At 60.4% G+C, this 24614-nt stretch carries 20 protein-coding genes and 1 pseudogene; 8 read left to right on the forward strand and 13 right to left on the reverse strand.

Annotation, left to right across the window (positions count from 1 at the left end; translation table 11 throughout):
- Window positions 1-210: 210 nt before the first annotated feature.
- Window positions 211-984 (reverse strand): response regulator transcription factor, encoded by a 774-nt coding sequence (locus tag HNR03_RS20780; RefSeq protein ID WP_222589619.1) that lies wholly within the window; start codon window positions 982-984, stop codon window positions 211-213.
- 122 nt (window positions 985-1106) lie between these two features.
- Window positions 1107-1577: a prepilin peptidase gene (locus HNR03_RS20785; RefSeq protein ID WP_222589618.1), complete on the reverse strand. Its 471-nt coding sequence runs from the start codon at window positions 1575-1577 to the stop codon at window positions 1107-1109.
- A 75-nt stretch (window positions 1578-1652) separates the two neighbouring features.
- Here HNR03_RS20785 and HNR03_RS20790 point away from each other — a divergent pair, with 75 nt between their 5' ends.
- Entirely contained in the window at window positions 1653-2093 is a 441-nt protein-coding gene (locus HNR03_RS20790; RefSeq protein WP_259155530.1) for a TadE/TadG family type IV pilus assembly protein, read from the forward strand.
- The gene (locus HNR03_RS20795; RefSeq protein WP_259155531.1) at window positions 2090-4858 is read left to right on the forward strand and encodes an ATP-binding protein; all 2769 of its coding nucleotides are present in this window, start codon (window positions 2090-2092) and stop codon (window positions 4856-4858) included. The genes HNR03_RS20790 and HNR03_RS20795 overlap by 4 nt, the downstream gene beginning before the upstream one ends.
- Here the strand turns inward: HNR03_RS20795 and HNR03_RS20800 are convergent.
- The 5 genes from HNR03_RS20800 to HNR03_RS20820 form a co-directional block, all read right to left on the reverse strand.
- Window positions 4828-6810: a TadG family pilus assembly protein gene (locus HNR03_RS20800; protein WP_259155532.1), complete on the reverse strand. Its 1983-nt coding sequence runs from the start codon at window positions 6808-6810 to the stop codon at window positions 4828-4830. The two genes, HNR03_RS20795 and HNR03_RS20800, sit on opposite strands and share 31 nt — an antisense overlap.
- A 231-nt stretch (window positions 6811-7041) precedes the next feature.
- Window positions 7042-7599 (reverse strand): DUF4136 domain-containing protein, encoded by a 558-nt coding sequence (locus HNR03_RS20805; RefSeq protein WP_259155533.1) that lies wholly within the window; start codon window positions 7597-7599, stop codon window positions 7042-7044.
- A gap of 55 nt (window positions 7600-7654) precedes the next feature.
- Entirely contained in the window at window positions 7655-8275 is a 621-nt protein-coding gene (locus HNR03_RS20810; RefSeq protein WP_259155534.1) for a DUF4136 domain-containing protein, read from the reverse strand.
- A gap of 12 nt (window positions 8276-8287) precedes the next feature.
- Window positions 8288-9037, reverse strand: coding sequence for a methyltransferase domain-containing protein (locus HNR03_RS20815; RefSeq protein WP_090176010.1), 750 nt, complete (start codon window positions 9035-9037; stop codon window positions 8288-8290).
- Window positions 9034-9339: a MazG-like family protein gene (locus tag HNR03_RS20820; RefSeq protein ID WP_259155535.1), complete on the reverse strand. Its 306-nt coding sequence runs from the start codon at window positions 9337-9339 to the stop codon at window positions 9034-9036. Before HNR03_RS20820 ends, HNR03_RS20815 begins: the two co-directional genes overlap by 4 nt.
- Window positions 9340-9579: 240 nt before the next feature.
- Here HNR03_RS20820 and HNR03_RS20825 point away from each other — a divergent pair, with 240 nt between their 5' ends.
- Together HNR03_RS20825 and HNR03_RS20830 are read left to right on the forward strand one after the other, a co-directional pair.
- A complete protein-coding gene (locus tag HNR03_RS20825) occupies window positions 9580-9873 on the forward strand; it encodes a hypothetical protein (RefSeq protein WP_222589612.1) in 294 nt (97 codons plus the stop codon).
- A gap of 162 nt (window positions 9874-10035) precedes the next feature.
- On the forward strand, window positions 10036-11385 hold the full coding sequence (locus tag HNR03_RS20830; RefSeq protein ID WP_259155538.1) for an MATE family efflux transporter: 1350 nt from the start codon (window positions 10036-10038) through the stop codon (window positions 11383-11385).
- A 32-nt stretch (window positions 11386-11417) separates the two neighbouring features.
- Here the strand turns inward: HNR03_RS20830 and HNR03_RS20835 are convergent, their stop codons facing one another.
- The 6 genes from HNR03_RS20835 to HNR03_RS20860 all read right to left on the reverse strand — a co-directional run bounded on the left by HNR03_RS20835 (window position 11418) and on the right by HNR03_RS20860 (window position 18070).
- Window positions 11418-12230: a DUF4123 domain-containing protein gene (locus tag HNR03_RS20835; RefSeq protein ID WP_259155539.1), complete on the reverse strand. Its 813-nt coding sequence runs from the start codon at window positions 12228-12230 to the stop codon at window positions 11418-11420.
- Window positions 12227-13531, reverse strand: a complete 1305-nt coding sequence (locus HNR03_RS20840; RefSeq protein ID WP_259155541.1) for a type VI secretion system Vgr family protein — start codon at window positions 13529-13531, stop codon at window positions 12227-12229. The genes HNR03_RS20835 and HNR03_RS20840 overlap by 4 nt, the downstream gene beginning before the upstream one ends.
- 232 nt (window positions 13532-13763) lie before the next feature.
- The gene (speA, locus tag HNR03_RS20845) at window positions 13764-15677 is read right to left on the reverse strand and encodes an arginine decarboxylase (RefSeq protein WP_259155542.1); all 1914 of its coding nucleotides are present in this window, start codon (window positions 15675-15677) and stop codon (window positions 13764-13766) included.
- A 217-nt stretch (window positions 15678-15894) separates the two neighbouring features.
- On the reverse strand, window positions 15895-16266 hold the full coding sequence (locus tag HNR03_RS20850; RefSeq protein WP_090176030.1) for a translation initiation factor Sui1: 372 nt from the start codon (window positions 16264-16266) through the stop codon (window positions 15895-15897).
- 175 nt (window positions 16267-16441) lie between these two features.
- Complete coding sequence (locus tag HNR03_RS20855) at window positions 16442-16999, reverse strand: NUDIX hydrolase (protein ID WP_259155543.1); 558 nt, start codon at window positions 16997-16999, stop codon at window positions 16442-16444.
- Window positions 17000-17002: 3 nt separating this feature from the next.
- Window positions 17003-18070 (reverse strand): DUF2333 family protein, encoded by a 1068-nt coding sequence (locus HNR03_RS20860; RefSeq protein ID WP_222589606.1) that lies wholly within the window; start codon window positions 18068-18070, stop codon window positions 17003-17005.
- A 287-nt stretch (window positions 18071-18357) separates the two neighbouring features.
- On the opposite strand from HNR03_RS20860, the gene gcbA reads away from it, so the two are divergent.
- The 4 genes and pseudogenes from gcbA (at window position 18358) to aroQ (ending at window position 24596) form a co-directional block, all read left to right on the forward strand.
- Window positions 18358-20028, forward strand: coding sequence for a diguanylate cyclase GcbA (gene gcbA / locus HNR03_RS20865; protein ID WP_222589605.1), 1671 nt, complete (start codon window positions 18358-18360; stop codon window positions 20026-20028).
- Window positions 20029-21520: 1492 nt separating this feature from the next.
- Window positions 21521-22027 (forward strand): annotated as a pseudogene (locus HNR03_RS31970) (methyl-accepting chemotaxis protein); the annotation flags it as partial.
- A gap of 239 nt (window positions 22028-22266) precedes the next feature.
- Window positions 22267-24012 (forward strand): protein-disulfide reductase DsbD, encoded by a 1746-nt coding sequence (locus HNR03_RS20875; RefSeq protein ID WP_259155546.1) that lies wholly within the window; start codon window positions 22267-22269, stop codon window positions 24010-24012.
- A 131-nt stretch (window positions 24013-24143) separates the two neighbouring features.
- Window positions 24144-24596, forward strand: coding sequence for a type II 3-dehydroquinate dehydratase (gene aroQ / locus HNR03_RS20880; protein ID WP_020797556.1), 453 nt, complete (start codon window positions 24144-24146; stop codon window positions 24594-24596).
- Window positions 24597-24614 lie beyond the last annotated feature (18 nt).

Consider the following 24614-nt stretch of genomic DNA (forward strand, 5'->3'; position numbering starts at 1 on the left):
GTAATCGGCATACCGCGAGCTCAACCAATGTTGGCCAGAAGCTCAAGACAGCTTCCTCGGACAGGCCTTATACATAAATGCAACCGGGTAGCAGTGTTTGAAAAGCAGGTAGTCAGTGTGGGCGAGTCCATACATAAGGGCGAAACCGCCAGCCGCCGTTACCGCAACAACGGATATACCCCCCGCCAAAAACCAAAAAACCAAAAAACCTCAGTGAGCAATACGCCGAAGAACCCCAGACCCACCGGGCGAAAGCGCCAAAGCCAACTGCGTCCGATTATGCATATGCGTCAACCGCAAAACCTGCGACACATACAACTTCACCGTGTTCTCGGTAATCCCCAACTCACAGGCAATCTGATAATTGGTCTGCCCCTTCCCCACCAACTGCGCCACCTCCAATTGCCGTGGCGACAACTGATGAAAAACCGCCGGAAGCCGCACCCGATCCACACCATCGCCATCAGAAAAATCCGACGACTGCGGACCCTGGCGAACCCTATCCAGATCCTGATACAGATCATCGATCGACTCCGACAGATACTGCAGCTTCTGATCCAAATGCCCCAGCTGCACACTCTTCTGCCGCTCCTGCAACACCACCTCCTGACGCTGAACACCTTCGAGCAACTCATCCAGATCAATCGGCTTCTGGTAATAATCAGCAAACCCGGCGCGCAAAGCCTTGATCACATCCTGCTTATCCGCACGCCCCGTAAGCATGATCGCTTCGAACGCACGATGCTTACCAGCCAACACCTGCAACGCCTGAACCAACTCAATCCCGTTCTTGTCAGGCATATGCAAATCACAGAGCACCAGACCAATCTCCAGATCATCCTGAAACCGCTCGATGGCTTGTCTGCCTGACTCGCAAGGGACACAGCGATAACCACTCCCTTGAAGAAACTCGCAAAGCTCTTCAACAACCAGAGGTTGATCGTCCACCACGAGGATTTTTACAGCCGATGTAAACTTGTTCACGAGCAACTCCTTGCGGGGTCAAGGCTGACCGTTCCTGTACTTGCACCAAAGGCTGTACAACAACTGATTTGAAAGTAGACGCACTTCCCAACTATGTACATGGAAGTACCCGAGCCTGGCGACTAGTGCATCCAGGCGAGCGCGAACAAAAATCCGACCAGCACAAACGGAGCAAACGGCGGCTTTTTTGACGATTGCGGCCCTAAATATCTAAGAAGATCCCTAACCCTTTGACTCATATGAAGCCAGACTTTTGGCGCGAGCAGCAGCCAAAGGACGCTGGCCAATCCGGCGCCGATGAACACGCCCAGCAGCAGCCTACCGTCTGTCGCCAAACCCAAGGCTGTCATTAATTTCACATCGCCGCCCCCCAGGCGTCGCATCGCATAACCAGGCAAGGTGAAGGCTAGCGCCAGCAAAAAAGCCCAGCCACCCTGCGCCGCCTCGGCGCCCAGCCAAGTGGTATCAGTCCAGAGCAAATAGACGAGCGCCAGTAAGCCGCCCCCGAGGGTCAGGCCATTGGCAATGTGTTTTTCTCGAGCATCCTGAGCGGCGCATAACGCCAGCCAGGTCAGTAGTACAAAGCTCTGCATTCGGTAAAAAACATCCGTTATGGCTGAATGATTCTATGCTGATATTACGCAGTGACAGTCAGGGTAGACGCGCTAATGAAAACAGGCCTCCCCCGCAAGCAAAAAGGCGCCGTGGCGATTGAATTTGCCTTGGTGTTCGTAATCTTTTTCGCCGTGTTCTATGGGATTGTGAGTTACAGCCTGCCGCTGTTACTGATGCAATCGTTCAATCAGTCGACCGCCGAAGCGGTGCGTCGCAGCGTAGCGCTGGACCCGAGCACACCTGGCTACGCCACCGCCGTGCAGACCGTTGCCACCACGGAGTTGAGCCGGCAGCTGGCGTGGATTCCCACCGCGCTGAACTTCAATGTCGCCACCGATGCCAGTGCCACTTATGTGGGCGGAGTCTTGAAGGTCACCATCAACTACCCCACCAGCAAATTGAACCGGGTGATCCCGTTTCTGGTGCTACCGGGAATCGGCCCGGTGCCCAACCTGCCGGCCAACCTCACCGCCAGTTCGAGCCTGCAATTTTGAGTTCCGGTGACAAACTCTTCGGGCGTCTGCTTAACCGCCAACCGCTACCGCCAATGGCTCCGCCAGACACCCTGAGCGTGCCAACTGTCGGCCTGCAATTACATCTGGACGCCGAAGGTCGGGTGCTGCACCTGACCGGTCCGCTGCGCCATGCCCTGGCCCAGCAAGTACCCGCCGCGCAGCCATCGCTTTTGCTCGATTACCTCATGCCCCACAGCAGCCTCGCCGTCGAAGGCATACCGTCGGACTGGCAGGGGCAGATGCTGGACCTGGATTTTTATAGCCTCAGCGGACATCCGCTGCATTTGCGCGGCTGGGTCCAGCCATTGGCGAACGGCTGGCTGTTGCAACTGCTGGACATCGGCGACTTGTTGCTTGAGCGTCGACAATCGCGCAGTCGCGAACACAGTCATTTGCTCGCGGCCAAAATCAGCGAGCAACTGCGCCTGTGCAGCCTGACGCGGCTGACTGACGTATTGGTGGACCAACTGCAGAGTCTGGCTCAACGCTTTCATATTCCCTGCATTGCCGTGGCGTTGCTCGATGAGCAGGCACAGGGCTGGCAAATTCATCAGCATTACGCCGCCTGCGACGCCCCGCAGCTCTGGAAAAACAACCAACGCCTGGGCACCGGGCTCGACAGTTTGAGCGGCACCGCTGTGCATCACCTGGCGCTCGGCGAGCACCCTCGCCTGCACGATATCTTTGGTCCTGCCGAAGGACTGGCGGTGCCTTACTACGATGCACACGGCGTGGTCGCCTGGTTGCTGTGTGGTTGTTATGCGCCGCAGCGCTGCGCCCCCGATCTGAACGACAGCGACTGGTTGCTGCTCACCGCCGCCCTCGCCAGCCCCTTGCTGGAACGGTTGCGCGAGCATCGGCATCACCTGCAACTGGAACGGCTGGACTCGTTGCAAGCGTTGCTCGGCACCGGATGGCTCGAGGTTTTCAGCACCAGCGCCGAAGTGCAATTGGCGCCATCGCTCGCCGACACGCTGAGCTTGCCCGCTACCCGGGTGCCGCTGAGCGCATGGCTTGATCGCGTGCACCCTGCCGACCGCGAAGAACTTCGCAGCCGTCTGCAAGACTGGCAGGACGATGCCGTTCCATTGCTCCTGTGTGTGCGCTTGCATTGCCCTGACGCGACACAAACACCGAGATGGTATCGCTTGCAAGGCCAGGTCCTGGGTGGCGGAATAAACCGCCGACTGGTGGGCTTCATGCTCGACATCAGCGACATCAAGACCCAGGAACAGAACGCCTCGACGGCCCATGCCCGACTGGACAATCTGATCGCCAGTTCGCCGGCCGTGATCTACGTGCAGCGTTACGTGGAAGGAGCGTTGCTGCCGACATTCTTCAGCGCCAGCCTGCAGCCGTTGCTAGGCCTGGAACTTGCCGATTGCACTGCCGGCGCACTGACAGAAAGGGTTCATCCCGAGGACCGCGACCGCTATTTTGAACGCACCCGACTGTTGTTGCGTGAAGGCTCGGTGCGCTGTCGCTATCGCATGCGCGATGGCCGTGGCGATTACCACTGGCTGCTCGACGAAGCCAAGCTGCTGCGCAACGACCTCGGCCTGCCGGTGGAAGCCGTTGGTTTGTGGCTGGACGTCACTGAAGCGACCCTCGCCACCGAGCAAGTCAAACAGAGCGAAGAGCGCTATCGAATACTGGTGGAGGATTCTCCGGCGATGATCTGTCGGTATCGCCCCGACCTGACCCTGATCTTTGGTAACCGGCCACTGGCGACGTATCTGGAGTGCTCGCCCGAGCAACTGCCAGGGGTGAATCTGGGCAGCTGGATGTCAGACGAACAACGCGTCGCGTTCCTCCAGCGGCTCAACCGACTGAGCCCGGACGTACCGGTCAGCACCGCGGAAATCAATCTGCAATTGCCGGGACGGGAACATGCGTGGTGGGTCTGGTCGGATCGCGGGGTGTTCGATGAGCAGGGGCGCCTGCTCGAGATCCAGGCCGTGGGCCGCGACAACACCGAAGTCCGGCGCTCCCAGCAACAACTCACGCAAAGCGCGAAGATGGCCACCCTCGGCGAAATGGCCACCGGGCTGGCCCATGAAATCAATCAACCGTTGAACGTGATGCGCATGGCCATCGTCAATGTGCTCAAACGCCTGAACAGCGGTGAGGTACAGCTCGATTATCTGACCGACAAGCTCAACCGCATCGACGCGCAGGTCCAGCGTGCCGCGCGAGTGGTGGATCACATGCGAGTGTTCGGCCGCCGCTCGGAGATCGAGCAGCAACCGTTCAATCCGGCCGAGGCGATCCAGGGCACCCTGTCACTGCTGGCCGAAGGGATGCGTGGCAAAGGCGTCGAACTGCGGATCAGTCAGACCGATTTTGAGGTGCAGGTGCGCGGCCATATCGATCAACTGGAACAGGTACTGATCAACCTGATGGTCAACGCCAGGGACGCATTGCTGAGCAAACGCGAGACCGATCGTGAGCTCAAACCGTGGATTTCGCTGTACGCCGAACGGGACAAGCAATCGGTGCGATTGTGGGTCGAGGACAACGGCGGCGGTATCGATCCGCGGCTGCTGGACAGGATTTTCGAACCGTTCTTCACCACCAAACCGGCGGGCATCGGCACCGGGTTGGGCCTGTCGGTGAGTTACGGAATCGTCGAAAACATGGGCGGTCATCTGAGCGTGAACAACACCGTCGAGGGCGCCCGGTTCTGCATTGAGTTGCCGATCGCCGACGACGATCAGATCACCAGTGACGCACGCCCGGATTGACAGCTGAGGTTGGCGCCGACATCGACCTTGTTCAGGTCGATGCCCAGACTGACCAGCAGTGTATTGATCAAGGTATCGAGCAATGGGCTGAGCACACCGTTGATAGTGTCGACCAGGACGCTGGTGACGGCGCTGAGAATCGTCCCCAGACCACTCACCAGACTGCCCGTCGGGCCATACATGTTGACCTTGATATTGGTCAGCGTGTCGGAAAGGCTGCTGACGATATTGCTGGTGGAAAAGGAATAGTAAAACGGTGGCTGGTTGATCTCCGGCAGGCTGGTTGCCGGTGGTGCGGAATAGACGTGAGGGATATTGGCGTTCTGCGCCACGGTGGTGTCGACCATGATATCGATCCCGCCGCCGACGCCCGGAATCCGTGGGTCGCAACTGACGGGAAAGATCAGGAACCGGCGACAGGTTTTCACCCCGATATCGATCACCTTCAACGGCTGCACCACCACGGCTGGCGGCGCGGTGTTGCTGCCGAACGTCGTGTTCGGGTCAATCTTGCCGACTTTCAGATTCACCAAGGACGTGCTGGTATTGGTGGTCAATGTCTTGCTGGTCGGGCTAAGGCAACTGTACGCGGTGACGTAACTGTTGGCGCTCGCCACGTCCACTGCAACGTCGAGGCCCACGACATTGGAAAGCGGCACGATTGACGGTGTCTGACAATCAGCCCCCAGCGCGCAGGTCAATGAATCGATGACACCAACCAGATTTAGATGAAGCAAGGCATTCAAGGTATTGGTCAGGGGGCCGGCAAGATCAGCCGCCGCCGCGAGCAACGGTTGGATGGCACTCAGAATGGGCAGGTTGACCGACAGCAGTGTGCGCACCTGAGCCGTTTTCACATAGATCCGATTGGGCCCCAAAGGCGCGAACGCGGCGTTTTTCGGATTGCCGATGGCGGAGAGTTGGGGCGGCTCCAGGACTTGTACCCGAGCGGTGATTTGCGCCAGCCCCGAGAGGTTGATCGGCAGGGTCGCCACCAGGCCGTTTTTCTTGTTGGCCAGTTGCACGACCGCTTCGATCAGGTCGAATACTTTCAGGTTGGTGGCCAGTGCCGTCACGTTGCTGCCGGTTTCAATGTGCAGCATGTTGCCCAGAACAACGCTTGTTGTACCGGCCGCGACTTTCAGCGCTTGAAGACTGCCGATGGTGGCCGTCGCGCCGAGTGTGCCGCTGGGGTCCAGCACGTTGACGGCGGTCTGCATCAACTGGCTGACGGCAATCGTATTGCCCAGCACCTGGTCATACCCGGCGGCACTGAGGTTGAGGTCGACTTTCAGCCGGTCGAGGTAGCCGAGCAGGCTGATGTTGGTGTTCACCAGCCCGTTCCAGCCGACGGCATTGATGTTCAGGTTGCCGCCGAGCAATCCACCGAATAACGCATTGAGCATGACCGACTTGCTGGTATCGACGCTCAGCGCTGTACTGCGAATGGTCAGCGAAGCCAGGGGTGGCGGTAAGGCAGCGACCGCCGTGGCGGACAGGTTGACTGTCGCCCCGCGCGGCGCGCCACCGAACAGTGCGCCGATGCCGCCGGCGAAACTCTGCGGGACCACATGGCTGGCGATCACCCGAATGGCTTCGCTTTTGCTTGGGTCGCCGGCAAAGACTCGAAGGTTATTGGCGTCCAGGGTCAAGACACCGCAGGCCACCTGCAGGTTGCGGTTGGGGCCGGGAAAGGTGAAGCCATTGCGGTTGGCACTGGCGTTGGCATACACCGTGGCCGTGGCCCCGGCGGCGCAATCGCCGCCTCGCGTCGACGCTTCAAGTGCGGCCATGTCCGCCACGCGCTGCAGGTCGCGCTTTTCCAGGTACAACCGACCGCTGTCGACCACCAGCAGCACAAACACCAGGGCCATGCCCAGCGTCAGCGCCGCCATCATGCCGATAGCCCCGCGTTGTCGGGTCGCGCCGTAGAACTGCAGTCGGGAAGACATCGCGCACTCCTTTGCCGGTGCACAACCGAGGGCTACCTCCTTGGGTCAGAAGCAGTGTAGACAAGGCTCGACAAGACTGCTGGCAAGACGCCACTTCACATGCAAAAACTAATGTGGGAGCGAGCCTGCTCGCGATAGCGGTGAGTCAGTTGACATTAATGTCGAGTGGACCGACGTCATCGCGAGCAGGCTCGCTCCCACACGGGGGGCATGGTGTTTGGGGGGCGGTGTTTAGTGCGGTGGATAGTTGGCGAGGATGCGTCCTACGGTTTCATGTATCGCATTGCTGCGATCGGAAGGGTTGGTTGTACGGCTGAGCAGTTGCTCATCACTGCCACGCCACACCAGTTTGCCGTCCTTGCCATCGAGCAGATCGATCTGGATGGTCGCCACCTTGTAACTGATGTTACGGGTTTCGTTGTACATCGGTGCGCCCCAATAACCATTCCAGGGATTACCCCAACCGCCGCCATAGTTGGTGGTCACCTGCTGCTGGCGCTCTTCGATGATCAGGTAGGTCTGGACATCCAGATTACCCTTGCTGCCAGGAGCGGCCGGGCGCAGGCCGCGCTGATCCAATTGGTCGGCCACCGATTCGCGGATACGCTGTTCGGTCAGGTCGCTCTTGATCCGTGGGTCATCAGGGCGATATTGCAAGGCGGGTTCTTTCCAGCTCCAGCTGCGATAAGCGGCGAAGTCGCGGCTGGCATCGAAGTCACTGTTGACCTGGTTGGCGGCGCAAGCGCTGAGCAGCACGGCCAAAGCCAGTAAGGTAAAACGGCGGATCATGATGGTTCTCCGGGTTGAAGACATGAACCTTTCAAAGGCTTCCAAACCACAGAAGCTAACTAGGAGGATACGCCGACATCGCCTTTTCTACAGCCTCCCGGATCGCGTCCGCCCGCTCGCTTTGACTGCCCCGATTGCCGGTTTCAGCACTTGAACTCCACACCGGTTGACCGGTGCTTGCGTCGAACAAATCCACCCGCACGACCACGACCTGTTCCTGATAAGTGCGCACGATCGGCACCGTGTTGTACATGCCATAGCCGCTGCCGTAATGGTTGTAACCGCCGCCGTAGTAACCGCCGCCGTAGCCATAGTCATCCTGCACCTGCCGCAAGCGGGTCTCCAGGTGCAGATCGGCGCTGACAAACAGGTCAGCCGGGCGGCTGGTATCGTGCAACGGCCGCAAGCCGCGCTGGTCGAGGGCATTGCTGACCGCTTCTGCGACCTCGGCCGAGTCCGCCCAGACGCTACCCGGCGGCAGTTGCCCGTTGAGCCAGGCCCAGCTGCGGTAACGACCGTAGTCACGCGGCGGTGCCGGGTAGGCGCTGCGGTCGAAGGTGCTGGCCGCTTGAGGCGGTGCCGGCGGCAACGGATTGGACGACGCCACATAAGGGTTGCTGCCCTGACACGCCGACAACCCGAGACAGATCATCAGTAACCCTGCACGAGTTTTCATTTCGAGCTCCGATCAGACCGGCCGACAGATCCAGTGCAAATAACGCCCAAGCCCGGCAAAGCTTGGGTGACGTCGGTGAGCCAGCTCCATTTCGAGCAGGTCCACCAGTTCGGCGCGGGCCTGGAATTCCACCGGCATGTAATCGTGAAAAACCCGCACTCCGCTCTGAGTTTCGACCCGCCACAGACCCTCAAGTTGCTCCGCCAGTTCACGCGGATCAAGAGGCTGCTGCGGCGTCAGGCTTTGCTTCTCGCCGGCCATGTCGTTCTTGCGCATTTTGCGGAAGTGACCCTTGAGCAGGTTGCGATAGATCAGCGCATCGCGGTTGTAGAAGGCCAATGACAGCCAACCATCCGGCTTCGTCAACTGATGCAGCACCGGCAGGATCGCGTGCGGTTCGGCCAGCCATTCCAGCACGGCATGGCACAGCACCAGGTCATAAGGTTCGGTGAGCTGACCCAGCAGTTCCTGCCACGGCGCCTGAATGAACGTGGCGCTCTGCCCGGCCTCGGCGAAGCGCTGGCGGGCGCCTTCGAGCATCGGTTCGGCGGGCTCGGCAAGCGTGACATCATGCCCGCGCTGGGCCAGCCACAGCGACATGTGCCCCAGGCCCGCGCCGATATCCAGGACGCGTAACGGCCGCTCCGGCAAGGTTTCAGCCAGGTCGGCCTGAAGCACGGCCAGGCGGATCGCGCCTTTGGCGCCCCCGTAGATCTTTTCCGCGAAGCGGGTCGCCAACTGATCGAAATGACGGTCGCTCATGAGCCGAACCTCCTTTCACTGTCCGCGAGCTTGCTGCGCACCACTTCATCCATGTCCAGCCCCAATTCGCTGCACAGCAGCAGCAAATAGAGCACTATGTCGCCGACTTCCTGCCCGGCGTGGGCGAGTTTGTCGGCCGGCAACTGGCGCGACTGGTCTTCGGTCAGCCACTGGAAGATCTCCACCAGCTCGGACATTTCCACGCTCGCGGCCATGGCCAGGTTTTTCGGGCTATGAAATTGCCGCCAGTCATTGCGGTCACGGATGGCGTGCAGGCGTTCGGTCAGTTCAACAAGGTTCATCGGGCTCTCCTGAAGGCGTATAGCTTCGGGGGGATGGCCGGGGATGGCAAGGGTGCTTTTCCTGTGGGAGCGGGCTTGCTCGCGAAAACGGACTGAAATCGACATCAGTGCTGGCTGACAAACCGCCTTCGCGAGCAAGCCCGCTCCCACAGGGTCTATGCAACCCTCTATGCTTGCAGGGAACTCGCCATCGCGATCAATGGCCCAAGCCTCAACCCCTTACATCAGGACGTTCACGACATGCAGGTAGAAAGTTTTTTCGAATGGCTCGGTCAGGCACTCGGTTCGGTCATCCGCTTTATCGTTGATGGCCTCAGTGGCTTGTTCAACCTGCTGAGCCATGCCGGCAGCAATTTTGTCGAAGGCTTGTCCCGTGCCTTGGGCATGGAAACGTCGATTATCACGATCATCGCGTTGATTCTGGGGTTGATGCTGTTGTGGTCAGCGATTCGGGCGTTCATGAACGCCTCGATCATCATGGGGATCATCTGGTTGCTGCTGGGGCTCTGGTTGCTGAGCTGGATCATCCACTGACAACCTGACTGATCGTTCCCACGCTCTGCGTGGGAATGCAGCCCGGGACGCTCCGCGTCCAAAACGTCGTGACGCAGAGCGTCACAGGAGTCATTCCCACGCAGAGCATGGGAACGATCATCACAAACTGTCGCTACAATGCTGGCTCCCCAAGGAGCCTGCATGTCCAACCTGATTGCCGACTGGCGCGACCGCCCTACCCATCGCCGGGTCTGGGCGCTCGCTGCGCCCATGATCCTTTCGAACATTTCCGTACCGCTAGTGGCACTGGTCGACAGCACGGTCATCGGCCACCTGCCCCACGCCCATCAGTTGGGGGCCGTCGCGGTCGGGGCCAGCCTGTATACCTTTCTCGCCTGGGCCATGGGCTTTCTGCGCATGGGCTCCACCGGTTTTGCCGCCCAGGCAGCCGGTCGAGGAGATGGCGCAGCGTTGCGGCAGATCCTGTTGCAGGGCTTGTTGCTGGCGATGGGCCTGTCGATTCTCCTCGGGGCACTGGGTGTGCCGTTGAGCGGCGTTGCTTTGCACTTCATGCAACCCTCGGCGGAACTGGATCAACTGACCCGCGAATTCTTCCACACCCGATTGTTCGGCCTGCCGGCGGCGCTGGCCAGTTATGCGCTGGTCGGCTGGTTTCTCGGCACCCAGAACGCCCGGGCACCGCTGGCGATTTTGCTGAGCACCAACCTGGTGAACATCGCGCTGAACCTGTGGTTCGTCCTCGGACTGGAATGGGGCGTGGTCGGTGCGGCCAGGGCCTCGGTCATCGCCGAATGGACCGGCGCCTTGATAGGCCTGTACATGACGCGCCACGCCCTGCGCGCCTATCCCGGTCATATCGCCTGGGCCGCGCTGGCGCTGTGGAAGAGCTGGCGTCCGCTGCTGGCGGTCAACCGAGACATCTTCATCCGTAGCCTGGCGCTGCAATCGGTGTTTTTCCTGATCACCGTGCAAGGCGCGCGGCTGGGTGATGCCACCGTCGCGGCCAACGCGCTGCTGCTCAACGGTTTGCTGCTGACCGCCCACGCGCTGGATGGTTTGGCCCATGCCGTGGAGGCGCTGTGCGGACATGCCATCGGTGCGCGTGATCGAGAGGCGCTGCGTCGCTCATTGGTGGTCGCTTGCGGCTGGTCATTGCTGGCGAGCCTGGGGTTTGCGGCGCTGTTTGCGCTGGCCGGGCATCTGTTCATCGAGATGCAGACCGACATCCAGAGCGTGCGCGAAACAGCATTCATCTACCTGCCCTACCTCGCCGTGCTGCCGTTGATTGCCGTCTGGAGTTACCTGCTCGATGGCCTGTTCATTGGCGCCACTCGCGCCCGGGAAATGCGCAACGGCATGCTGCTGACGGTGCTATTGCTGCTGCCCTTTGCCTGGGCGCTCCACCGTTTTGGTAATCATGGGCTGTGGATAACGTTCTTGCTGTTCATGTTGCTGCGCAGCCTGACCCTCGGCGCGTTTGCCTGGTACCTGCGCCGCAACGACGGCTGGTTCGCCGGCAACGTTCACTGAATCGGGCCGGCGTGGCACCTCCAGCGCCAGGCTCATGGGCCTGGCTGCCCAGAGGAATCGTCCTGCCACAGGTTACGCAGGTTATCGAGCCGTTCCTGCTGAGTGCTTCCCGGCAATGGCTGCACGGGCAAAGTGTCGGGATACTGCAAACGCAGCCATAACCAGCCATCCAGTACCGCACGCTCACTGAAGCCCAGCGCCAGTCCTTCCTGCGCGTCGGACCACAGGCGGTTGTAGTCGGTCCCGGTGGATCGGCTCCAATGCCAGACGTGCTGCTCCAGCATGCAGGTTTGCAAGGTGTCCTGCTGGCGCGGCGTCAGGTTTTCTTCGATGGCCAGCGCACTGACGGCAAGCCCGGGATTGAACAATTGCTGCCAGCCCTGACTGCCGATTGCGCGGTCGGCCCAGGTGCCGCCAAACCAGCGCAACTGGCTGATCGGGCCGAGCCAGCGACTCAGTTCCTGGGCATCGCAGGCATCGAAAAAGTAACTGGCGGTGTGCGGGTTGTAATAGCTCAACAAGGCACGGTGATGCAGGCCGAAAGAAACCGTCAGCATGCGTCGCAAATGGTCGAGCAACTGTGACGGCGATGCCTCGCTGGTCAGCAACAATCCGCTCCAGACGTGAGGCTCGCGGTGACACAGTCCGGCGAGCAGCGGGCATTGCTCAAGGTCGACCAACACTGGCCCGTATTCGCGCAATGGCTGGAACTCGGTGCCATCGAACAACAGGAACTGTCGAGCCTGAGCAAACTGCTGGCGCAGCGCCGCCCCGACCCGTGGTTCGCCCGGGACATCGAGCAATAACCATTGCGCCGTCGAGTCAGGTGCCTGGACGGTGATCATGCCGCACCGCTCTGGCCAGACTGTGTCGCCAGTCGGCAGGTGCAAAAAGGCTGGGTGCAATGAATAAAACTGCCGCCTGCGGGCAACAGACACAGAAGCGCCAGCGGCTCGCTGGATTGCAACTGTCCCAGCAAACCGCTGAGCGCCAGGCTCGCATCGGGCGCCGCAGCGGGTGGCACGCTGGATGCCTTGATCGGTACAGGTCCAGGAAGAAATGCGGTGATCAACGGTTGGTCCGGATCGCCTTCGATAAAACTCACCAGCACCTGCACCCCTTCGCGCAATGGCAGGTCCTCTGTGTCGGCCAACTGCGGCGCAATCGGCAGCCAGCAATGACTCGGCGCCGCACCTTCCCCCTGGTAAACCCAGTCAAACTGCACGGCAACCGGCCGGGACGAATCCGGTTGCGGTTCATCGATCGCTACCACCCACGCCCGCTGAAGACCGTGCATCCTCGGCTTGCCGAGTGCATGAGTCACCAGGATCGAACGCTCCCCCGCCAGCGCATGAATCCGGTTTCGATACCCCGATTCCGAAGCCTGATGCTCGACGCAGGTCAGCAGCCAGCGACGATTGCATTCCATGATCGGATGACCGGACAGCGACATCCACTGACCGCTGCGCAGTGTTGGCTGCTGGGTATCACCCTCCAACCGATGATCGCGCCCCCGCAGCGTGAACGGGAGCACACCCGGTCGTTCGCCGTCGCCATTGAAAACGACGGTTTCACCGCGACTAAATTGTCCCGGATCATCACCGAAAACCAGGCAGTGTCCACCTGCGCGATGCGCGAACCAGTAATGAAGCCCCTCCTGGGCGCAAAGACGCTGGAGAAACTGCAGGTCCGATTCCCGGTACTGCGTGCAGAAGTCTTGCGGCGTGTAGTCGCCACTCACATCAAAACGGCAACCTTTGCCGGTAATGCCATGCTCCTTGAGCATCTGACGAAGAATGTCTGGCACCGAGCGATTGCTGAAGATTCGTTGGCTGACGCGCAGCCCCAGACAGGCCAGTTTCGGCCCGATGCGCACGCGGCAAAGCCTCGAACCGACGCCTTGACCAGGCTGGACGAGTTCAAGCAAATGGCCGTGGATTCCGTTTCCTGGCGGTCCGAAGTGCAAGAAAGCCGGGCGGTACAGCAGGCTTGCCAGGTCCAGTGTCGGATCATCGATCAGCAGATCCACCTCGAACACGAAAGGTTCGCTGATCGCTTCACTACCGGTAAAGGCCAAGACCTCGACAGGGTCGGACAGACCCTCTACATCGAGACGACAGGACGGCTCGTTGACTGGATCGAACATCGGCGATTCTCTACAGGAGGGGCGGCCGGGGATTCTCTCCGAGAGAGTTGACCGAGTAGAGAGCCGAAGTACAAATTAGGAAATTACCTACGCGAAAAGAAGACCACATCGCTTGGATAACCCATGATGTAAGTCATTTCGGTAGAAAACAGGGAAGCTTCGCACCGGGTCATCTGAAATTTCCGTCGCGCACGGAACATTTTCAGACAACCCGATGAGAGCGAGCCTTACCTCAGGAAGACAGGTAAGACGAACGGGTCAGCCCCAGACGCAAAGCGTCGAGGAACTGGGTGCGCTCGGCCGCGGTGATGCGGGCACTGGCGCACTTGTCGCGGTAGTGAGTCATCAGCTCTTCCGGCGACAAGTGCACGTAACGCAGCATGTCTTCGATGGTGTCGTGGGTTTCGATACCGGCGTGGTACACGCTGCCGTCGGCGTTCTGGTAGATGTTCACCGAGTCGGTGTCACCGAACAGGTTGTGCATGTCACCAAGGATTTCCTGGTAAGCGCCGACCAGGAAGATACCCAGCAGGTAGTCTTCGCCTTCGTTCAAACCGTGTACCGGCAGGCTGGTTTCGATGCTCTGCTCGTCGACGTATTGCTTGATCTTGCCGTCGGAGTCGCAGGTCAAATCTTGCAGCACGGCGCGGCGCAGCGGCTCTTCGTCGAGACGGTGCAGCGGCAGGATCGGCAAGACCTGGCCGATGGCCCAGGTGTCCGGCAGGCTCTGGAATACCGAGAAGTTGCAGATGTACTTGTCGGCCAGCTTGTCGTTGAGTTCATCGAGCACCTGACGGTGCGAACGCTGACGCGCCTTCAACGAGTTGTGCAGGCGACGGCACACGGCGAAGTAGCATTGCTCGGCCAGGGCTTTTTCAGCCAGGGTCAGCTTGCCATCGGCGTACTGGGTCGCGATGTCGCTCATGTAGTGCGTGGCGCGCCAGTAGGTTTCGGTGACCATTTCGATGTCGGTCGGACCCAGCAGGTCAACCAGCCATTGCACGGTCTCCGGCAGCTCTTCCTTGTTGTCGATCTGCGGCACGTCATCGTTGTGCTTCTCGACGTCGGTCACTTGCACCACCAGCATGGCGTGGTGAGCGGTCAGCGAGCGGCCGCTTTCAGAGAAGATGTTCGGGTGCGGCAGGCTCTGCGCGTCGCAGAACTCCTTGAGCATCCCGACCACGACACCGGCGTAATCGTCCATGTCGTAGTTGATCGAACTGGCGTTGCGCGAGTGAGTACCGTCGTAGTCGACACCCAGACCGCCACCGACGTCGATATGGTCAACCGGCAGGCCGAGGTTGCGCAGTTCGCCGTAGTAACGAATCGCTTCCTTGAAGCCGTGCTGGTAGTCCGCCAGGTTGGCGATCTGCGAACCCATGTGGAAGTGCAGCAGGCGGATGCCCTGATCCAGACCCGCCGCGCGGAAACGCTCGACTACCGACAGCAGTTGCGCCGCCGACAGACCGAACTTGGACTTCTCGCCACCGGTGTCCGCCCATTTGGACGATGCCAGGGACGACAGACGCACGCGCAGGCCAACCTGTGGCTTGACCTTGAGCGAGGCCGCTTCTTCGATCACCAGCGCGACTTCGGATTCTTTCTCGATCACGATGAACACGTTGTGGCCCAGCTTCTGGCCCATCAGTGCCAGACGGATGAACTCGCGGTCCTTGTAACCGTTGCAGACGATGGTGCCGCCCTTCGGCGCCAGGGCCAGCACGGCCAACAGTTCAGGCTTGGAGCCGGCTTCCAGGCCAATGGACACGTTCTGGGTGGCGATGATGTTTTCGATCACCGCTTCTTGCTGGTTCACCTTGATCGGGTACAGCGCGGTGTACTTGCTCTGGTATTCCAGACGCTCGATGTTGGCATCGAACGCGCCAGTCAGCTGACGAACGCGGTCTTGCAGGATGTCGGGGAAGCGCACCAGCAACGGCAAGGACAGGCCGCTTTTGCGCAGCTGGTCGACTTGCTCGAAGAGGTCGATAGGCGAACTGGTCGGACCGTTCGGACGAACTTCGACGCGACCGGCGTCATTGATCGCGAAATACCCGGCCCCCCAATGGCGAATCCCGTAAACACTGCGGCTGTCCGCAACTGTCCATTGGCTGCCATCGTCTTTGCGTGTGCGTCGTACGGACATTGAAGTCCCCTATAAAGAAGTCATAGAGCGTCGCCTGGGATCAGGCCGGCGCATTCTAAAGAATGAAAATGACGGTTCGTCAACGAGGGGATAGACCTCGCTGACCGCAGTGAGTTTAGAAACCGGTCAGAACAGGCTCTGTGAAAACCATGTAGGCGACGCCAGGCCCGAACGGATCAGGGCTGGATCAAGCCGAGGGTGGTTTTCACAGAGGCTGCTAGCCGCCGGACTTCTTCGCCTTGAAACCCAGCTTGATCAGTTCGGCCAAGAGTAGCTCGACATGATCGCCCTGGATTTCAATGATCCCGTCTTTCAACGCCCCGCCGGTCCCGCAACGTTTCTTCAACGTGGTCGCCAGGTCCTTGAGCGCGTCTTCGGCCAACGGCACGCCGGTGATGGTGGTCACCGTCTTGCCGCCACGGCCCTTGCTTTCGCGACGCACGCGAGCAATGCCGTCGCCGGCCGGGATAACGGTCTGTTTGCAGATACAGGCGTCTACCGGCTTACTGCAATCCGGGCAATGACGACCTGCGTCGGTGGAAAATACCAGGCCACCAAGGGCGGCGAAGGATGCGGCTTTTTTGGCCACCGGCAATCCTCTTGGGAGGACAAAGACTGATCGCAACCTTGGGCAAGGTTATCGACCGCGAAGCCCCACTCAGGCAGGGGCAGCGCTACTGAGCCGGGCACTGCCGGTTCAGCTTGAAAAGGTCGCGCAGTGTAACGGCAAAAAGCCGACTTGCTAAGAGCCAATCGGCGCCAATTTATAGCTCTTTTGCGACGTCTTTCCCTTGAGCCCGCAGATAGCGCATCAACGCGGCCAGGGAGTCCGGGCAATAAGGCTTTTGCTGGATTTCCAGCATGACCTGATCAATGGGGATGAAGCGCGCTTCAAGCACCTCTTCCGGTTGCAGGATCAACGGGCCATCCCACACCGCCGAAAACGCCGAACACCACAGTCGATTGCCGGTGTCTTCAAAGAAGAAGTGATCATGGGCACTCAATTCCACGCCGCTCACGCCCAGTTCTTCTTCAAGTTCACGCGCTGCCGACTCGGCATAGGTTTCGCTGGCAAGCACCATGCCCCCTGCCGCCACGTCCCAGTAACCCGGGTAAATGGCTTTGCTCAGGGTGCGGCGGTGAACGCAGAGTTCACCGGCCGAGTTGAACAGCATGATGTAGGTGCCGCGCCCGATCAGCCCGCGCTCGCGCAGATCGGAACGGACCAGGGCGCCAAGCAGGTTATCGTGCTCGTCGACCCAGGCGATCTGTTCGGCATCCGAGGCCGCGCGGTGGGCGGCCTCTTTGGCGTTATCGACCATGACTCAGCCCTGATTGAGCAATTGACGCAAGTCGATCACTGCAGCGTTGGCCCGGGAAATGTAATTGGCCATGACCAGCGAGTGGTTGGCCAGCACCCCGAAACCGCTGCCGTTGAGGATCATCGGGCTCCAGACCGGTTCTTGCGAAGCCTCCAGCTCACGAATGATCTGGCGCACGCTGACCGTGGCGTTCTTCTTGGCCAGTACATCGGCGAAGTCGACTTCGATGGCGCGCAGCAAGTGCGACAGCGCCCAGGCCTGACCGCGTGCTTCGTAGAACACGTTGTCGATCTGCATCCACGGGGTCTCGACGATTTCTTCATCGACCTGCGGCACCTGGCCCGGGGCCAGGACTTCGGTTTTCAGTGCGGTGTTGAGCTTGACCCGGCCGACGCTGGCCGACAGACGTTGCGACAGCGAACCCAAACGGGTGCCGACATCGCCCAGCCAGTTGTTCAGGTTGTCGGCGCGGGCATAGAACAACGCGCTTTTCTGATTCGGATCGGACAGGCGTGCCTGATAACGGCTCAGGGAATTGATGCCTTCCTGGTATTCGGACTCACTGGAAGGCAGCACCCAGCTCTTGTTGTCGAAGTTGAAACGCGGCTCGGCCTTGGCCAGGTCGGCGTCTTCGGTGGACTGCGACTGGGAACGGGCGAAGTCTTTACGCATTGCCCGACTCAGGTCGCGGACCTGGACCAGCACGCCATATTCCCAGCTTGGCGTGTTATCCATCCACAGGCCCGGTGGGAAACGGTCGTTGGAAATATAGCCGCCCGGCTTGTTCAGCAACGTACCGGCGACGGTCTTGAGGGTTTCCACCGTGGTGTACCCGATGACCATCTGCTTGCCTTCTTTCTCGGCAGCCGCCTGGGCATTTTGTTGAACCGGAAACAGCGCAGGCTCCTCGCTCCAATACCAACCCAGCCCAATCGTCACCAGCAGGTAAAGGCCGATCAGCGTGGCCAGCGCCCGGCTGAACAACAGGCCGCCGATGTAGCTGCGGGTGGCCGATTTCGGTTCAGCGGCACGTTCAGGCGCGCTGCCCGCGCGATTCTTCCAGTCCAGCATGGCGATATCCTTTCAATCACTTGAGTTCATCGGTTCGACCACAACCCTACGCCATCGTGCCTCGTTTGCCGCGCATTAATCCTGCGCGAAACAGCGAGCCACCCAACGAGGCGATCCTGGCGCCACTATAAATGAAGCACAGCGTTGAGCCTATGCGACCAGTCGGTCAGAAACTGAATGATGTCGCTTTGCAGATTATTGACACACAACACTCATGGGATTCAAAAGAGGTGCTAGCATAGAGCCACCAGTCGATCTCAGCATGCACCCTAACTAGTAGTCAGGATATGACCGAGCCAGAAGACCCCAGCCGTGAGCGCCTCAAGCACCACTTTGCCCAGCGGGTAATTCATCAGGCACGTCAAATTCTTGAGATATGGCAGCGCCTGCAACGCAGCGAGTGGTCCACTACCGATTTGTCCGAACTGAGCGAGGCCAACCTGCGCCTGCTGCGGTTCGCCGAGCGTTTCGAACAACCGGAACACTCTCAACTGGCGCGCCACATCGGCCAGTCGCTGGAGGCGGTCGACGCCAATCGCGGACGCCTGAGCAGCGGACTGATCACCGACCTCAATCGCTTGATGCAACGCCTGTCACGCACCGGCCTGCGTCACGGCGATCACCTCGAACAGACTTTCCTGCCGCCGCTGCGCAAGCCGATCTACGTGATGCTGCAAGATCACGACCGCGCCGAGCGCCTGGCCAAGCAACTTGAATTTTTCGGACTCAGCGCGCAGTCCCTGGACAGCGTGTCGGCATTTCGCTCCTCGATGATTGAGCGCTTGCCTGCGGCGATCGTCATGGACGTGGATTTCAGCGGCGCCGGCATCGGCCTGAAACTGGCGGCCGAAGCCCAAGTCGGCCTGGACGAACCTTTGCCCCTGCTGTTCTTCAGCCTGCACGAAACCGACACCCCGACCCGCCTCGCCGCCGTGCGCGCCGGCGGCCAGGAATTCCTTACCGGCACCCTCGAAGCCTCGAGCCTGCTGGAGAAAATCGAAGTCCTGACCTGCGTCGCCCAGTACGAACCTTATAAAGTGCTGATCATCGACGACTCCCGCGCCCAGGCGTTGCACACCGAACGTCTGCTTAACAGCGCCGGCATCGTCACCCGCACCTTGATCGATCCGATTCAGGCGATGGCCGAGCTGGCAGACTTTCAGCCGGACCTGATCATCCTCGACATGTACATGCCGACCTGCACGGGAACGGAACTGGCCAAGGTGATCCGCCACAACGACCGTTACGTCAGCGTGCCGATCATTTACCTGTCGGCCGAAGATGATCTGGACAAGCAGCTCGACGCCATGAGCGAAGGTGGCGACGACTTCCTGACCAAGCCGATCAAACCGCGGCACCTGATCACCACCGTGCGCAACCGCGCGGCCCGGGCGCGCAATCTGAAGGCGCGGATGGTCCGCGACAGCCTGACCGGTTTGTATAACCACACGCATATTCTGCAATTGCTCGAAGACTGCAGCTTCCGCGCCCGCCGCGAGAACAAGCCGCTGAGTTTTGCGATGCTCGACATCGACCACTTCAAACGCGTCAACGACAGCCATGGCCACCCCATGGGCGACCGGGTGATCAAGAGCCTGGCGCTGTTCTTGAAGCAGCGCTTGCGCAAGACCGATTTCATCGGCCGTTACGGCGGTGAAGAATTCGCCATCGTCATGCCGGACACCGATCTCGAATCGGCGCACAGGGTGCTCGATGAAATCCGTCAGCGCTTTGCCGAGATTCACTATCCCGCCCAGCCGCAGGATTTGTGGTGCACCTTCAGCGCCGGGGTGGTGGAGCTTTGTGAACACTCCGACAGCCTGATGATGGCCAGCCAGGCCGACGAGGCGCTGTACCGCGCCAAGGACGGCGGACGTAACCGCGTGCAAGCCGCGCGAACGTCAAAGCAAAGTGCCACTTTTTCATCGGATTGGACCCATTCAGTCATAACCCTGTAACAGAAACGCAATAACTTCAGGCGCTTACCATTCTGCCGTTGGTAGACCCGCGATGCGCCTGAAGCTGCTGACCAATCTCAATACCCTCCTTTTAGTCGCCGTGTGCGTGGCCCTTGGCGTGACGCTCTGGTGGTCGCAAAAAGCTTTGGAACGCCCCTATCTGCTGATGGAGCGCTATCTGGGCCTGTCCCAGCAATTCCAGAATGAAGTGGCGCGCAATATCGAGGATTACCTCGCCAGCGGTGATGCCCTGCGTTTGAGCAGCGCCAGCCAGGCCATCGACAGCCTGCAAAAGGAACTCGGTGAGTTGCCGCCGGCACTGGCTGAATCCCTGCGCCCTAGCCTGTCGAACCTGGAAGATTTCAGCAAAACCGACCTGCTGGCCGCCGGCAAACTGGCGGGCGATCCGCAGGCCTTGCTGTTGCAAGCGGAACGGGAACTTGGTGCCAGTCTCGAACAACTCAGCCAGTACGCCAGTGCAAACGCGACTTATCTGGCGCCCTTGCTCGCCGCCTCTCAGCACCTGGGCAAACTGTCTCTGGCCCGGGACAAACTGGTCAGCAGCGGCCGCAGCGAATTGGCCGCCGATGTCGAGCGCGAAGTCGCCAGCATCCGTACGCAGGCCGAGCTGCTTGGCGCGTTGCCGCTGCTGGGTGTCGCCAGCAGCAGCGAATCAGGCAGTGACGATTTCTCGGCGATGATGGGCCTGGAGAACACCGAAAAAACCGTAGCCGAAGACGCAGGCGTTGGCCTGAAACGGGAACTCAATAGCCTGCTGACGCGCTACCCCGCCGAACTCTCGCGCACGCGCGACCAGATTCAAAAACGCGCCGACCTCAGCAACGCGACGCACCTGAAGATCGCCGCCGTACAACAGGCCATTGCCGGGCTGGAACCGGTGGTCCGTGCTCAGCACGGGCAGATCCAGGGTGAAGTGCGGCTGATGCAGGGCGTGATGATTGGTCTGATTTTGCTGATCGCCCTGCTGATCGACACCTTGCAACGCAAACTGGCCAGGACGCTGACCAACCTGGCGCCGGCGCTCTCGACCTGGGCCGAAGGCGACTTCAGCCAAGACATTCAACTGGGCAAGACCAACCGCGAACTGCAGGACATTGAAGCGTCGCTCAATCGCTTGCGCGCCTATCTGGTGGACCTGGTGGGGACCATCCGACTGAATGCCGAACAGGTCGCCGGCAGCAGCCGCACACTGGCCGAGTTGAGCAATGACCTGCACAGTGGCGCCGAGCATCAAGCGGGCGACACGGCGCTGATCCGTGATTCCCTCGGTGAACTGGAGGCGACGATTCAACAGGTCGCCGGTGATGCCAGCCAGGCGGCTGACGCCAGCCGTCACGCCGGGCTGGCGGTCGAGCATGGACAAAAAGTCATCGGCCTGAGCCTCACGGGGCTGCATGCGCTGGTGGGCGAAGTGCAGGGCAACGCACAGATGATCGAACATCTGGCCGAAGAGTCGGCGACCATCGGCGGCGTCCTCACGGTGATTCGCTCGATTGCCGACCAGACCAACCTGCTGGCCCTGAACGCCGCCATCGAAGCCGCTCGCGCCGGAGAAATGGGTCGAGGATTTGCCGTTGTCGCGGAAGAAGTTCGCTCACTGGCACAACGTACCGCGGGCGCCACGGCCGAGATCCAGACCTTGATCGCTGGCCTGCAAACCGCCGCACGGCAATCGGTAGAGGGCATGCGCGCCCAGGTCGAACACGCCGAAGCCACGGCCAATCAGGCCCAGGCGGCCGACGGCGCACTGGATAAAATCGTTGGCGCGATCCAGACCATTTCCGACACCGCCGTGCGCATCGCCGATGTCACCGCCCAGCAGAGCGGCGCCGTCAGTGAGATCCGCGATCACAGTGAGCGGATTCACCAATTGGGTGGGGATAACTTGCTGCGCATCGGCGAGGGCCGCGTGCAAGGGGAAAATCTGTTGGTGTTGGGTGGACGACTTCACACCGCCGTCCAAGCCTTCCGCGTCTGATAAACCGCCATCGCGGACAAGCCCGCATGATCGTTCCCACGCTCTGCGTGGGAATGCCTCAATGGACGCTCTGCGTCCGCTGTTGGGACGCGGAGCGTCCCGGGCTGCATTCCCACGCAGAGCGTGGGAACGATCAAAATCAAAAGATCGCAGCCTCGTTTCACTCGACAGCTCCTACATACATACGGACCCGAGACGACTCCGCTATCATTCCCGCACCTCCGATACGCGAGATTGTCATGCGCCGTTTGCTCTGCCTGCTGTTTTTAATGATCGCCCTGCCGGCCTCCGCCGCCGGGTTGCTGGAGAGTCGGCCCAGTACCACCCTGGGTTCGATCAACAACAGTGCCGACTTCCTGCCGGTGCGCGAGGCGTTTCAGCTGAGCCTGGTAGACAGCACACCGCAATCGATCAAGCTGCGTTTCGTCGCGACAGAGGGTTACTACCTCTATCGCCATCGCTTTCAATTTCGCGCCGACCCGGCCGATGTCGGCCTCGGCGCCGCACAATTGCCCAAGGGCGAGCAGAAACACGATGAGTACTTCGGCGATGTCGAGGTCTACCACGGAATTCTCGACGTAGAGTTGCCGCGCACCGATCAACGGGCCTTCACCCTGGCGGTGACCTATCAGGGCTGCGCCGATAAAGGCCTGTGCTATCCACCCGAAACCGAGCGCCTCAGCATTGATGGTATCGGTGCCCCGACGGCCGCGCACATCTGGAGCTGGCGTGAACTCGCACTGTTCTTTCTCGCAGGCTTGGGGCTGACCTTCACACCGTGCGTGCTGCCCATGCTGCCGATCCTTTCCGGCGTCGTGCTTCGCGGCCAGGTCGGTGGCTTGCGCGGCTTCAACCTGTCCCTGGCTTACGTGCTGCCAATGGCCGCCTGCTTCGCCTTGCTGGGTGCGTTGATGGGAATGTTCGGCGCGCAACTCAACCTTCAGGCGCGCCTGCAATCGGCCTGGGTGCTGGTGCCGTTCGCGATGTTTTTTGCTGTGTTTGCCCTGGCGATGTTCGGCGTGTTCGAACTCAAGTTGCCGCACGCCATCAGCAGTCGGCTGGATCGTATCGCCGGCCGCACAGAAGGCGGCTCGTTATGGGGCGCGGCGGTGTTGGGCGTGGTGTCGAGCCTGCTGGTCTCCCCTTGCGTGTCGGCGCCGCTGGCCGGTGCGCTGCTGTATATCAGCGCCAGCGGTGATGCTCTGGGCGGCGGTTTGAAATTGTTTATGCTCGGCCTTGGCATGGGCGCACCCCTGCTGCTTGTGGCCACCGGTGGCGCGGCCTGGCTACCTAAAAGCGGCCCATGGTTGATCCAGGTGAAAAATGCGATCGGCGTGTTGCTGCTGGGTCTGGCGATCGGGCTGCTCAGTCGCGTATTGCCGGGACAGATCACCTTGTTGCTGATCGGCTTGCTGGCCGGGGGCGTCGGGTTGTTCATGGGCGCGCTGGAGTTCGTCTACAAACCGCCGCGAAAACGCCTGGGACAATTACTGGGGATGTTCCTGCTGTTTTACGCGCTGGCCTGTTGGTACGGCGCATTCAGTGGTCAGACGGACCCGTTCAATCCGATCGGCCAGCCGCACATGATTGCCGGCAACCAGCAACCGCAAGACAGCGGCGCCTGGCAAACCGTCACGACCCCGGCCGAGCTTGATCGCGTTCTCGCCGACGCCCGATCCACAGCCACCCCGCTGCTGCTCGACTGGTACGCCGACTGGTGCATCAGCTGCAAAGTCATCGAACACGAAGTGCTCAACGACGCCAATGTCGTCGAACGCCTCAAGGGCTATCGACTGATCCGCTTCGACATCACCGCCAGCAACGCCGAGCAACGCACCCTGCTCGATCGCTACAAACTGTTCGGTCCTCCGGCGCTGATGTTTTTCGGCAAGGACGGCATCGAACGCACTGATGTGCGGGTGATTGGCGAGATCGGCGCGAAGGACTTCGCTGAACGCGTCGCCAAAGCAAATGACCGGATTTAATCACTCGGTCACATATTTCGCGCAAACATCGGCCATCGTGCTGGCTATTGCATAGAACTGGACAGTCACAAAGGCTTTGCGGCATAGTCGCCGGGTTCTGACAATTGCACACAGATAACAAGGATCAGCAGATGGCGACCTTATTGGTTTTGCACGGCCCCAACCTGAACTTGCTCGGCACCCGTGAACCGGGCACCTACGGCGCTACGACACTGGCGCAGATCAACCAGGACCTGGAACGCCGCGCTCGTGAAGCCGGTCACCATTTACTGCACCTGCAAAGCAACGCCGAATATGAATTGATCGACCGCATCCACGCCGCTCGCAGCGAAGGTGTGGATTTCATTCTGATCAATCCAGCAGCTTTTACGCACACAAGTGTCGCATTACGTGACGCGCTGCTGGCGGTGAGCATCCCATTCATCGAAGTGCATTTGTCTAACGTGCACAAACGCGAACCTTTCCGCCATCACTCTTACTTCTCCGACGTAGCGGTGGGAGTGATCTGCGGCCTTGGCGCCAGCGGTTATCGACTGGCCCTGGAGGCCGCCCTAGAACAGCTTGAAAGACCGGCAACAGCTTGAACAACAAGCGTTACGCCC

The organism is Pseudomonas sp. JAI111 (assembly GCF_024809425.1).
Lineage (GTDB): Bacteria > Pseudomonadota > Gammaproteobacteria > Pseudomonadales > Pseudomonadaceae > Aquipseudomonas.